The organism is Streptomyces sp. S3(2020) (genome assembly GCF_013044505.1).
In the GTDB taxonomy this organism is placed as follows: Bacteria; Actinomycetota; Actinomycetes; order Streptomycetales; family Streptomycetaceae; genus Streptomyces.
The window spans coordinates 1-11,934 of record NZ_JABERD010000262.1 but is presented as its reverse complement, the minus strand read 5'-3'; the positions used below and the strand labels follow the sequence as shown (position 1 = coordinate 11,934).

The 11,934-nt window shown below is 69.9% G+C and carries 10 protein-coding genes; 7 read left to right on the top strand and 3 right to left on the bottom strand.

Annotated features, from left to right (window positions below):
* Nucleotides 1-29 precede the first annotated feature (29 nt).
* The 4 genes from HLK59_RS43610 to HLK59_RS43595 all read left to right on the top strand — a co-directional run bounded on the left by HLK59_RS43610 (nt 30) and on the right by HLK59_RS43595 (nt 3,707).
* Complete coding sequence (locus tag HLK59_RS43610) at nt 30-200, top strand: Trm112 family protein (protein WP_078936097.1); 171 nt, start codon at nt 30-32, stop codon at nt 198-200.
* Between the two features lie 89 nt (nt 201-289).
* Nucleotides 290-1,417, top strand: coding sequence for an SIS domain-containing protein (locus HLK59_RS43605; protein ID WP_171147218.1), 1,128 nt, complete (start codon nt 290-292; stop codon nt 1,415-1,417).
* Nucleotides 1,418-1,458: 41 nt separating this feature from the next.
* On the top strand, nt 1,459-2,610 hold the full coding sequence (gene manA / locus HLK59_RS43600) for a mannose-6-phosphate isomerase, class I (RefSeq protein WP_171147217.1): 1,152 nt from the start codon (nt 1,459-1,461) through the stop codon (nt 2,608-2,610).
* A 116-nt stretch (nt 2,611-2,726) separates the two neighbouring features.
* Entirely contained in the window at nt 2,727-3,707 is a 981-nt protein-coding gene (locus tag HLK59_RS43595; RefSeq protein WP_171147216.1) for a cation diffusion facilitator family transporter, read from the top strand.
* Between the two features lie 49 nt (nt 3,708-3,756).
* Here the strand turns inward: HLK59_RS43595 and lepB are convergent, their stop codons facing one another.
* A complete protein-coding gene (gene lepB / locus HLK59_RS43590; RefSeq protein WP_171147215.1) occupies nt 3,757-4,434 on the bottom strand; it encodes a signal peptidase I in 678 nt (225 codons plus the stop codon).
* Between the two features lie 114 nt (nt 4,435-4,548).
* Entirely contained in the window at nt 4,549-6,609 is a 2,061-nt protein-coding gene (locus HLK59_RS43585; RefSeq protein WP_346779952.1) for a fructose-specific PTS transporter subunit EIIC, read from the bottom strand.
* Between the two features lie 470 nt (nt 6,610-7,079).
* On the opposite strand from HLK59_RS43585, the gene ahcY reads away from it, so the two are divergent.
* Complete coding sequence (gene ahcY, locus HLK59_RS43580) at nt 7,080-8,537, top strand: adenosylhomocysteinase (RefSeq protein WP_171147214.1); 1,458 nt, start codon at nt 7,080-7,082, stop codon at nt 8,535-8,537.
* A 196-nt stretch (nt 8,538-8,733) separates the two neighbouring features.
* Nucleotides 8,734-9,348 (top strand): hypothetical protein, encoded by a 615-nt coding sequence (locus HLK59_RS43575; RefSeq protein WP_171147213.1) that lies wholly within the window; start codon nt 8,734-8,736, stop codon nt 9,346-9,348.
* 51 nt (nt 9,349-9,399) lie between these two features.
* Here the strand turns inward: HLK59_RS43575 and HLK59_RS43570 are convergent, their stop codons facing one another.
* Nucleotides 9,400-10,380 (bottom strand): RDD family protein, encoded by a 981-nt coding sequence (locus tag HLK59_RS43570; protein WP_171147212.1) that lies wholly within the window; start codon nt 10,378-10,380, stop codon nt 9,400-9,402.
* A gap of 130 nt (nt 10,381-10,510) precedes the next feature.
* Between HLK59_RS43570 and HLK59_RS43565 the strand changes: the two genes are divergently transcribed.
* Nucleotides 10,511-11,518: a stage II sporulation protein M gene (locus tag HLK59_RS43565; protein WP_171147211.1), complete on the top strand. Its 1,008-nt coding sequence runs from the start codon at nt 10,511-10,513 to the stop codon at nt 11,516-11,518.
* The last annotated feature ends 416 nt before the right edge of the window (nt 11,519-11,934 follow it).

Sequence of the window (11,934 nt, the reverse complement as noted above, 5' to 3'; positions counted from 1 at the left end):
GTCATCCGCCCGCCCCGAAGGGACACCCCATGCCGCTCGAAGCCGGCCTCCTGGAGATCCTCGCCTGCCCGGCCTGTCACGCCCCTCTTGAGGAGCAGGACACCGAGCTGATCTGCACCGGCCAGGACTGCGGTCTGGCGTACCCGGTCCGCGACGGCATCCCCGTCCTCCTCGTCGACGAGGCCCGCCGCCCCGCGTAAGCGACCCCTGGCGACCCGAGCCGCAGGGACCGCCGCCGACGGCGACCCGCGTGACCGACGAATTTGGCGACCGCAGGAGGCTGCCGCCCATGCTCGACGAATCGCTGCTCGACACCCCCGAGGCCCTCTCGGCGGCCGACCGCCGAGGCCTGCTCCGCGGCGCCGCCGAAGCAGGCGCCCGAGTCCGCACCGCGGCGAGGCTCGCCGCCGAGGCCGGCGTCAACGAACTGAAGCCCGACGGCCGCCCCCGCGCGGTCCTGATCGCGGGCCCCGGCGCCGCCGCCATCTGCGTCGCCGACCTCCTCGGCACCCTCGCCGGCGCCGGCAGCCCCGTCATCCGCCTGGCCCCCACCGGCGTGGCCCCCGCGGCCGGCGCCCTGCGCTGGGAGCTCCCAGGGTGGGCCGGCTCGGTCGACCTGCTCCTGATCACCACCCCCGACGGCACCGAACCGGGCCTGTCCCTCCTCGCCGACCAGGCCTACCGCCGAGGCTGCACCGTCGTCGCCGTGGCCCCCGCCGCCACCCCCCTCACCGAGGCCGTACAAGGCGCCCACGGCCTCTTCGTACCGCTGGCGACAGCCCCGTACGAGCAGGAGGAAGCCCTCACCGCGTCCGCCCCCGGCGTCCTGTGGGCGCTGCTCACCCCGCTGCTCGCGATCCTCGACCGCACCGGCCTGCTCAGCGCCCCGCCGGACGCCGTCGAGAAGGTCGCCGACCGACTGGACCACATCGCCGAACGCTGCGGCCCGGCCATCGCGACGTACAGCAATCCCGCCAAGACCCTGGCCGCCGAACTCGCGGACGCGCTCCCGGTGATCTGGACGGAGGGCACCTCGGCGGGCCCGGCGGGCCGCCGGTTCGCCGCCGACCTCGCCGACCTCGCCGGCCGCCCCGCGGTCGTCGCCGAACTGCCCGAGGCGCTCGCCGCGCACAACGCCCTGCTCGCCGGCCCGCTCGCCGCCAGCGCCGACCCGGACGACTTCTTCCGCGACCGCGTGGAGGAAGCACCCGTGATGCACGCGCGCGTGGTGCTGCTGCGCGACCGTCCCCTCGGCGGGCTCTCCGCCGCTCCCGCCGCCCGTGAGCTGGCCCTGAGCCACGACACCCCCATCAGCGAGCTGGAACCGGAGGAGGGCGGCGAACTGGAGACCCTCGCGGAACTGATCGCCGTCACGGATTTCGCCGCGGTCTACCTGGCGCTCGCTTCCGGCGCCTGATCATGCCCAGGCCGTTCTGACCGTCGTACAGAAAGAACCCCATGGACCGCCTCGACAACACGATCCGCCCCTACGCCTGGGGTTCCACCACCGCCATCCCCGCCCTGCTCGGCGTCGCCCCGAACGGCGAGCCGCAGGCGGAGATGTGGATGGGCGCCCACCCCGGCGCACCCTCGCGCACCGGCCGCGGCACGCTCGTCGAGGTGATCGACGCGGACCCGCGGAGGGAGCTCGGCGAAGCGGCTGTCACCAAGTTCGGCCCCCGCCTGCCCTTCCTCCTCAAGATCCTCGCCGCGGGCGCCCCCCTCTCCCTCCAGGTGCACCCCGACCTGGCGCAGGCCAAGGAGGGCTACGAGGACGAGGAGCGCCGCGGGATCCCCGTGGACGCCGGTCACCGCAACTACAAGGACGCCAACCACAAGCCCGAACTCATCTGCGCGCTCACCGAGTTCGACGGCCTGTGCGGCTTCCGCAACCCTCTCGAAGCCGCCGGCCTCCTCGCCGGCCTCGGCGTCGACTCCCTCAAGCCCTACGTCGACCTGCTGCACGCCCACCCCGAGGAAGCGGCGCTGCGCGAGGTCCTGACGGCCGTACTCAGCGCGGACCGTGAGGAGATGGCCCGTACGGTCGCGGAGGCGACGACCGCCTGCTCGCGCCTCGGCGGCGAGTACGCTCCGTACGCGGACATCGCCCACCACTACCCGGGCGACCCGGGTGTCATCGCCGCGATGCTCCTCAACCACGTCCGGCTCCAGCCCGGCGAGGCCCTGTTCCTCGGCGCCGGCATCCCGCACGCCTACCTCAACGGCCTCGGCGTCGAGATCATGGCCAACTCCGACAACGTCCTGCGCTGCGGACTGACCCCCAAGCACGTCGACGTCCCCGAACTCCTGCGCATCGTCCGCTTCGAGGCCGCCGACGCCGGTGTGCTGCGCCCCGAGGCCTCCCCGGACGGCGAGGAGGTCTACGAGACCCCGATCGACGAGTTCCGGCTGTCGAGGTACGTCCTGTCCGAGGGCGGCGCCGCCCACGACCTCACCCGTGCCACCCCGCAGATCCTGCTGTGCACGGCGGGTTCCGTCCGGGCCGGGGAGCACGAGTTGAACCCCGGTCGGTCCGTCTTCGTTCCCGCAGGTGAGAAGGCCGAAGTGACCGGGACGGGCACCGTCTTCCGGGCCACTGTGATCGTATGACCGGGGCTGTGGACACCTGACACACCTCTGCCGGGAAGGGCTGCAACAATGGCCCACCGGCAAAGGACGGGCAAAGGCCTGGACTGCGTGGACGTACGAAGGGACAACGCGAACACATGAGCGCGTCAGGCGGAACCAAGGCGATCGTGGCGGCACTCGCCGCCAACCTCGCGATCGCGGCATCGAAGTTCGTGGCGTTCCTCTTCAGCGGCTCGTCGTCGATGCTCGCCGAGTCCGTCCACTCCCTCGCCGACTCCGGCAACCAGGGCCTGCTGCTCCTCGGCGGCAAGAAGGCCCAGCGCGAAGCCACCCCGCAACACCCCTTCGGCTACGGCCGCGAGCGCTACATCTACGCCTTCCTCGTCTCCATCGTGCTCTTCTCGGTCGGCGGCATGTTCGCGATCTACGAGGGCTACGAGAAGATCAGGCACCCGCACGAGATCGAGCACTGGTACTGGCCGGTGGGCGTCCTCCTCTTCGCGATCATCGCCGAGACCTTCTCCTTCCGGACGGCCATCAAGGAGTCCAACGTCCTGCGCGGCCGGCAGTCCTGGAAGGAGTTCGTCCGCCACGCCAAGGCGCCCGAGCTGCCGGTCGTCCTCCTGGAGGACCTGGGCGCGCTGATCGGCCTGATCCTCGCCCTCGGCGGCGTCGGCCTGGCCCTCGCCACCGGCGACGGCGTCTGGGACGGCATCGGCACCCTCTGCATCGGCATCCTGCTCATCCTCATCGCGCTCGTCCTGGCCGTGGAGACCAAGTCCCTGCTCCTCGGCGAGTCCGCGGGCATCGAAGCGGTCCAGAAGATCGAGGCCGCGATCGTCGACGGCGACGTCGTCACCCGCGTCATCCACATGCGCACGCTCCACCTCGGCCCCGAGGAGCTCCTGGTCGCCGCCAAGATCGCCGTCCAGCACGACGACTCGGCCACCGAGGTCGCGAACGCCATCAACGCCGCCGAGGCCCGTATCCGCGAGGCCGTCCCGATCGCCCGCGTCATCTACCTCGAACCGGACATCTTCAGCCAGTCCGAGGCCTCCAAGGGCGCCGACCGCGAGGCGACGCCCGGGGGACCGGCGCAGCACGACGCCGGTCACTGACACCCGCTGAAGGGGCCCACCGGGAAATCCCGGTGGGCCCCTTCAGCTTTCACACCTGCACCGCCCACGGAGGCGGTGGCGGCAGCGCGGCCCGCGCCTTCCGTCGTACGACCATGGCGGCGATCCCCAGCCCGGCGGCGACCAGCACGAGCAGCACGCCGACCGCCATCGCCACCCCGAGCGCCACCGGCACGGTGTAGTCGTCGAGCACCCGCCCCCGGATCGCGGACGCCGGAAGGGACCCGCCGTGGTCGTCGAGGAAAGCCCGCGAGTCACGGGCGTCGGCCCGGTGATCACCCAGCAGGAACAGCCGCCCCTCGGGAACCCGCACGTCGTAGTCGGGGTACCCGCCGCCGGCGTCCGCGCCCTGGACATACGGCTCCCGCAGCGGCTCCCCGTTCAAGGCGACCCGCGCGTCCTGCTCATCGCCGGTGCAGCACGCCACCCGGTCCCCGCCCACGCCGATGACCCGCTCCATCACCAGCTGGTCGAAGCCGTACCGGTCCGGCGCCGAGAACACCACGACATCCCCGCGCCGCACCTCGCCGCCGTCGATCCGCTCGAAGACGACCTGGTCGCCCCGCCCGTACGTCGGCGCCATGCTGTCGCCCGACACGACGGAACCCCCGAAGGCGTACCGCCCGTAGACAACGCTTCCCAGGACCGCCGACAACCCCACCAGCCCCACCACGACGGCCGCGATCCCCAGCCCCCGAGCCCTGCTCATCGCCACTCCCTCCCCACGTGGAACATCCACGGCGGCAGACAGTAGCTCCCCGCTGTGAACGGCTCGTGCGGGCCGCACCCCGGTGGACACGGCCCGCACGCACCCGGCCTCCTCCTACTGGATCTCGCCCAGCACCCCGAGCACCGCCCGCTCGTCCGGCGCCGCCGTGAGCCGCTCCCGGAACCCGGCGTCCGTCAACTTCCGCGACAGCGACGCCAGGATCCGCAGATGCTCGTCGCCCGCGGCCGCCTCCGGTACGGCGATCATGAACACCAGCTTGGCCCGCGTACCGTCCAGAGAGCCCCACTCGATGCCCTCGGCGGACCGGGCGAACCCGACGACCGGCGCACTCACCGCATCCGTCTTGGCATGCGGGATCGCGATCTCCTCACCGAGCCCGGTCGTGCCCTGCTCCTCACGCCGCAGCGCGGTCGCCACCAGCTCGTCGACATCCGTGACCTTGCCGGTCCGCGCCAGCAGCCCGGCCATCTCCCGGATCGCGGACTCCTTCCCGGCCGCGTCGAGCTCGACCTTCACGGTCTGCTCGGTGAGATACCCGGAGAGGACCTCGGCCCCCGTGGTCGCAGCCGTGGTCGCGGCCGTCACGGGTGCCGCCTTCTGTGCCACGACGGTGGCGGAGCCCGCCACCACCCCGGCACCCGCCCCGACCAGCACCGGCTCGGGCCCGACCGCCGGCACCCCGACGACCGCCTCCCCGCGCCGCTTCCGCTCGCCGATGTCGACAAGGGCGACCGTCGTGAGCGCGGTGACGGCCGTACCGATCGCCACGGCCACGAAGAACATCGGCACGCCGCTCACCGCACCCAGCACCGCCACGATCGGCCCGCCGTGCGGCACCGCGTCCTCGACCCCGGCGACCCCGGCGATCGCCCCGGCCACCGCGCCGCCCAGCATGTTCGCCGGGATGACCTGCGCGGGCCGCGCCGCCGCGAACGGGATCGCGCCCTCGGAGATACCGAAACAGCCCATGAAGAGCGCGGCGAGACCGGTCTCCCGCTCCTGCTCGGTGTAGAGCCGCTTGCGTATCAGCGTGGCGAGGCCCTGACCCAACGGCATGACCGGGATCGCGGCCGCGCACATGCCCATGACCGTCTGGTTCCCGGTCGCGATCAGCCCCGCGCCGAACAGGAACGCCGTCTTGTTGACCGGCCCGCCCATGTCGAACGCGATCATCAGCCCGAGAATCGCGCCGAGGAGGATCGCGCTCGTGCCCGTCATCCCGCTCAGCCAGCTGGTCAGGTGCTCGAACACCCAGGAGATCGGCTTCCCGATGACGTAGATGAAGAACAGCCCCAGCGCCGTGGTCGCCACGATCGGGATCACGATGATCGGCATGATCGGCCGCACGAACTTCGGGACCTTGACCTTCTTGATCCACAACACCAGATACCCGGCGAGGAACCCGGTCACGATCGCGCCGATGAATCCGGCGCCCGCCTTGGAGTCGTACAGCGAACCGGTGTTGGCGATCCAGCCGCCGATCATGCCGGGTACGAGGGCGGGGCGGTCGCCGATGGCGTACGCGATGTATCCCGACAGGATCGGCACCATCAGCGTGAAGCCGATGACACCGATGTTGTTCACGTCCATCCAGAAGGAGTCCTTCGGGATGACCAGACCACCCGACGGGTCCGTGTGCCCGCCGAGCGAGAGCGAGATCGCGATCAGCAACCCGCCGACCACCACGAACGGGATCATGTAACTGACCCCGTTCATCAGCGCCTTGTACCCGACGCCGCGCTCCTTGCCGCCACTCGCACCGGCCGCGGGCGCGCTCGCTCCGCCCGGCTGGTGCACGGGCGCCGACCTCACCCGCTCGATCAACTGCCCGGGATGGTGGATCCCCTCCGCCACCCCGACGGTCAGGACCCGCTTGCCCACGAAACGGCTCAGGTCCACATCCTTGTCCGCGGCGACGATGATGCCGTCCGCAGTGCTGACATCGTTGTCATCGAGTACGTTTTCGGCCCCGATGGACCCTTGCGTCTCCACCTTCATGTCGATGCCGCGGCTCTCGGCGGCCTGCGCGAGCTTCTCGGCTGCCATGTACGTGTGGGCGATGCCGGTCGGGCAGGCGGTCACCGCGAGCAGCTTCAACCGCTTCTGCTCGCCACCGCCGCCGCCCGTGGGGGGAAGGCCGGCCGGACTGGTCACGTCGATCTCCTAACGCCGTTGTTCGCACGGAACGCCGTCCCGGACGCCCCGCAAGATCGATCAGCTGGTTCCGATCCCTTGCATCCTGCAGCACGTCCCACCTCGCCCAAAGGTTCAAAAGTCCCGGATTGTCATGGCCTGTTGACTCCTGGTCCGGTGATCGTGGGTGTCCTGTTATCGATGTCACGGCCATCCCGTCCCCCTCTCGTGGCTGCCTCGCGATCGGCTCGATGTGTTCGGAGGTGGACTGGGGACGGCCGGGCGTACCGGTGTAGCTTGGGACGGAGCCAGACGTCGCTGCTGATGGCGGTCGGGCGATCCCGATGCGGATCGACCGAGGGAGAGAGGGCCTCCGACGGACTGCGCCGCGCGCACCGGGCATGCCTGTGTCCTCTTTCGGGCACCCCTGTGTCCGCCGCCGCGCAGACCAGCCCTACCCACCTCGTCCCAATCCCGAGGAGCAGCTCGCAATGACGACTGTCGACAACCGACAGGACTTCAAGGTCGCCGACCTCTCCCTGGCCGAGTTCGGCCGCAAGGAGATCACTCTCGCCGAGCACGAGATGCCCGGCCTGATGGCGATCCGCAAGGAGTTCGCCGCCACCCAGCCGCTGGCCGGCGCCCGCATCATGGGCTCGCTGCACATGACCGTGCAGACCGCTGTCCTGATCGAGACCCTGGTCGCCCTCGGCGCCCAGGTCCGTTGGGTCTCCTGCAACATCTTCTCCACCCAGGACCACGCGGCCGCCGCCATCGCCGTCGGCCCGAACGGCACGCCCGACGACCCGCAGGGCATCCCCGTCTTCGCCTGGAAGGGCGAGACCCTGGAGGAGTACTGGTGGTGCACGGAGCAGGCGCTGACCTGGCCGAACACCCCCACCGGCGGCCCGAACATGATTCTCGACGACGGCGGTGACGCCACCCTCCTCGTCCACAAGGGCGTCGAGTACGAGAAGGCCGGCAAGGTCCCCTCGGTCGACACCGCCGAGAACGACGAGCACCGCGTCATCCTCGAACTCCTCAACCGCACCATCACCGACGGCTCCCAGAAGTGGACCCAGCTCGCCTCGGAGATCCGCGGCGTGACCGAGGAGACCACGACCGGCGTCCACCGCCTGTACGAGATGCAGCGCGACGGCGCCCTCCTGTTCCCGGCGATCAACGTGAACGACGCCGTCACCAAGTCGAAGTTCGACAACAAGTACGGCTGCCGCCACTCCCTGATCGACGGCATCAACCGCGCCACCGACGTCCTCATCGGCGGCAAGACCGCGGTCGTCTTCGGCTACGGCGACGTGGGCAAGGGCTGCGCGGAGTCCCTGCGCGGACAGGGCGCCCGCGTCATCGTCACCGAGATCGACCCGATCTGCGCGCTCCAGGCCGCGATGGACGGCTACCAGGTCGCGACCCTGGACGACGTCGTCGACAAGGCCGACATCTTCATCACCACGACCGGCAACAAGGACATCATCATGGCCTCGGACATGGCCAAGATGAAGCACCAGGCCATCGTCGGCAACATCGGCCACTTCGACAACGAGATCGACATGGCCGGCCTCGCCAAGGTCCCCGGCATCGTCAAGGACGAGGTCAAGCCCCAGGTCCACACCTGGAAGTTCCCCGACGGCAAGGTGCTCATCGTCCTGTCCGAGGGGCGTCTGCTGAACCTGGGCAACGCCACCGGGCACCCGTCGTTCGTGATGTCCAACTCGTTCGCGGACCAGACGCTGGCCCAGATCGAGCTGTTCACCAAGCAGTCGGAGTACCCGATCGGCGTGTACACGCTGCCCAAGCACCTCGACGAGAAGGTCGCCCGCCTCCACCTGGACGCGCTCGGCGTGAAGCTGACGACGCTGCGCCCGGAGCAGGCCTCCTACATCGGCGTCGAGGTCGACGGCCCGTACAAGCCGGACCACTACCGCTACTGAGCAGCCGGCTCAGCCGCCGCTGAGTACCGACTCCAGCCCGTGATGAGCGCGCCGGTGCGCTGACGCGCTCATCATCGGCAGGTCCTCCGAGGCAGGCCCCCGCACCCCCGTGCCGGGGGCCTGCCCCTTTGGCCGCTGCGGCCCGACCAGCCCGTGCCGTCACGCCCGGACCAGCCCGTCAAAACCCAGGACCCCCATGCCCCGCGGCCGTTATTCGCTCCATGATCCGCACGATCACACCCCCCTCGCAGAAGAGCACTTCCACTGCGCCCCCGGCCCCTCCGGCTGGCGCTACGTCGCCCAGCTGACGGACCCCGCGGGCGACCACTCCGGCTCCGTCGACCTGACCCTCGACGACCTCGGCCGCCCCATCCGTCTGGAACTCCACGCAGCGGGCTGGCAGGTACGCGGCGCCGCTCTCGATGGCGTCACCTGGGTCCGCACGGACCCCACCGGAACTCACGCCACGGAAGGCAATGTCCCCGCCCACGCCTTCACCGGCACGTCCCCCTCATTCCTGATCGCCACCACCCGTCTCCTACGCCTCACCCCTTCCACATCGGCCACCCGCGTACGGCTCGTCACCTTCACGGATCCAGTCCTCGCCCCGCGCACCGTGGACCAGTCCTGGACACTGATGAGAAGCGAAGCACACGCCACTGACAACGGCCCCCTGACCGTGGACGAATACCAGGTCACAGCCCTGGACACAGGCGAGCAGCACACCGTGCACATCGCCGGGGACGTAGTCCTCTCAGCTCCCGGCATCGAGTTGGAAGACCTGGAATCGCCGCCGTCCGTCTTCGCGTGAGCAGGGGAGAGAGACAGGGGCGGAAAGAGGAAGAGGCGGGGGCAGCACGGCTTACGCAGGAGGCGCGAATCCGGTACCAGGACGCTCCGGCGACGGCGTCTCCGCGGGTCCGGCGCCGGACGGAGGAGCCAGAGGCGTTGCAGCGGATCCGTACGAGGAAGGCGGAGTGGCCGTAACCGCAGCCGACCAGGGAGAAGACGGCTGAGCAGGCTGCGCTCCGTATACCCCCGGCGCACCGACCACAGGCTCAACACCGGCAGGCGCCCCGACCGTCCCCATCGATCCGTTCCCGAAAGCGCGCCGAGCCTCCCGGGCCTGCCGCTCCTGCACCACCGCCGCGAGATACGCCGCCGGCGGAACACCCTGCGGTGCCGGGGCCCCCGTACGAGCCGCGACGTCAGCGGCGAGCCGCTCGGCCATCGCCCAGCCGACCTGCGGGTCCAACTGCTGCATCCGCCCCAGGTACTGCCGGATGGCGAGCCACAACCCGTCCGGAACGGTCGACAGGTCCAGCCCGGAGAAACGCCCGGCCAGCCAGGGCGGCGGCGGAGGCAGGAAACCGATGTGCGCGACCGGAACGCGCTCGCGTACGACCAAGGTCCCCGCGAAAACGTCCCCGAGTCGCCGCCCCCGCGCCGAAACGAGCGACGCGACACAGGCGACGACCCCGAACGTCAGCAGGATCTCGATGACGCCGATCCCGCCCCGTACCAGCGCATGCCGGAACCGGATCGGCCCGCCGTCGTCCCGCACCACACGCAGCCCGCATGCCAGCTTCCCGAGCGAGCGACCGCGGCTGAGAGTCTCGACCGCGATGGGGCCACCCACCATGACCAGCACGAACGACGCGAGAGACACCGCGAACTGGGCCGCCTCGTCCAGAGAAGCCGTGGAAGCCACCAGGGCGATGGTCACGAGCATGTAGACGATCACGCCCACCAGGAGATCGAGCAGCACGGCCAACGCCCTGCTCGGCAGCCGCGCAGGACGCAGCTCCAGCGCCACCGCCTCGCCTGTCACCAACTCACTCACGTCCGCTGTCCTTCCCCTGGCCCGCCCTGAGAACGGCCAGTCTGCCAAGCTGAGGGCGCATCGCACCGCAGTACGACAAGCTGACACCCACGACGAGTCGCCGACGAGCAGCCGAGGAGCAGCCGAACCGATGGACCTCGACGTCTTCGTCTCCGCTCACCGGGCGGAGTGGGATCGCCTCGACGCCCTGCTCCGCCGCCAGCGAAGGCTGACCGGCGCCGAGGCCGATGAACTCGTCACTCTCTATCAACGCACGGCCACCCACCTTTCCCTGATCCAGTCCAGTGCCCCCGACCCACAGCTGACGGGTCGACTCAGCCAACTCGTGGCACGCGCGCGTAGTGCCGTGACAGGCACCCGCCGCGCCTCCTGGCGCGACGTCACCCGCTTCCTGGCGCACGGCTTCCCCGCGGCGGTCTACAGAGCACGGCACTGGTGGGTTCCCACCGCACTGCTCTCCACAGCGGTGGCAGCCCTCCTGGGCTGGTGGATCGGCACCCATCCGGAAGTACAGGCCACCATCGCGGCCCCCAGCCAGCTCCGCGAGCTCACCCGCCCGGGTGGGCAGTACGAGTCGTACTACTCGAGCCACCCCGCGGCCTCCTTCGCCGCCCAGGTCTGGACGAACAACGCGTGGGCCGCCGCACAGTGCCTGATCCTCGGAGTCTTCCTCGGCCTCCCGGTCCTCTGGATCCTCTTCCAGAACATGCTCAACCTCGGAGTCGGCTTCGGCCTGATGTCCTCGGCAGGCCGCCTCGACACCTTCCTGGGCCTGGTCCTGCCTCACGGCCTTCTGGAGCTGACCGCGGTGTTCGTCGCCGCAGGAACAGGCATGCGCCTCGGCTGGACCGTCATCGACCCGGGCCCACGCACGCGACGAGCCGCCCTCGCAGAGGAAGGCCGAGCGGCGATCGGCATGGCCATCGGTCTCGCCCTGATCCTTTTCATCTCCGGAGCCATCGAAGGCTTCGTCACCCCGTCCGGCCTGCCCACCTGGGCGCGCATCAGCATCGGCGTCGTCGCCGAACTGGCCTTCCTCGCGTACGTCTACGTCCTCGGCGGGCGTGCGGCTCGCGCCGGAGAATCGGGCGATGTCGCGGAGGTCGAACGCAGCGCCACGGTCCCCATGGCCGCCTGATGTGCGTGCGGGGCTGCTGAGCTGCTAGTGTCCTCTTCGCCCCGCAGGAACCGTTGACACGGAGAAAGCGGGGAGGTAGATTCGAACAGTTGCCTAGAACTGGATCTGATCCGGTCGGCAGTAGTGAGTGTCTGTCTGCTTCTTGAAACCTTGTTTTCGAAGAAGCCCCTCCCGACGATTCGGAAATGAGTGGCCGGTCAGTCCGGCCCGAAACTTCTGATAAAGTCGGAACCGCCGGAAAGGGAAACGCGAAAGCGGAAACCTGGAAAGCACCGAGGAAATCGGAACTGGAAACGGTCTGATAGAGTCGGAAACGCAAGACCGAAGGGAAAAGCCCGGAGGAAAGCCCGAGAGGGTGAGTACAAAGGAAGCGTCCGTTCCTTGAGAACTCAACAGCGTGCCAAAAATCAACGCCA

Bases quoted from the DNA above. Each gene is read 5' to 3' on its own strand.
- HLK59_RS43610 (WP_078936097.1), top strand. From the start codon at position 30: ATGCCGCTCGAAGCCGGCCTCCTGGAGATCCTCGCCTGCCCGGCCTGT.
- HLK59_RS43605 (WP_171147218.1), top strand. From the start codon at position 290: ATGCTCGACGAATCGCTGCTCGACACCCCCGAGGCCCTCTCGGCGGCC.
- manA (WP_171147217.1), top strand. From the start codon at position 1,459: ATGGACCGCCTCGACAACACGATCCGCCCCTACGCCTGGGGTTCCACC.
- HLK59_RS43595 (WP_171147216.1), top strand. From the start codon at position 2,727: ATGAGCGCGTCAGGCGGAACCAAGGCGATCGTGGCGGCACTCGCCGCC.
- lepB (WP_171147215.1), bottom strand. From the start codon at position 4,434: ATGAGCAGGGCTCGGGGGCTGGGGATCGCGGCCGTCGTGGTGGGGCTG.
- ahcY (WP_171147214.1), top strand. From the start codon at position 7,080: ATGACGACTGTCGACAACCGACAGGACTTCAAGGTCGCCGACCTCTCC.
- HLK59_RS43575 (WP_171147213.1), top strand. From the start codon at position 8,734: ATGCCCCGCGGCCGTTATTCGCTCCATGATCCGCACGATCACACCCCC.
- HLK59_RS43565 (WP_171147211.1), top strand. From the start codon at position 10,511: ATGGACCTCGACGTCTTCGTCTCCGCTCACCGGGCGGAGTGGGATCGC.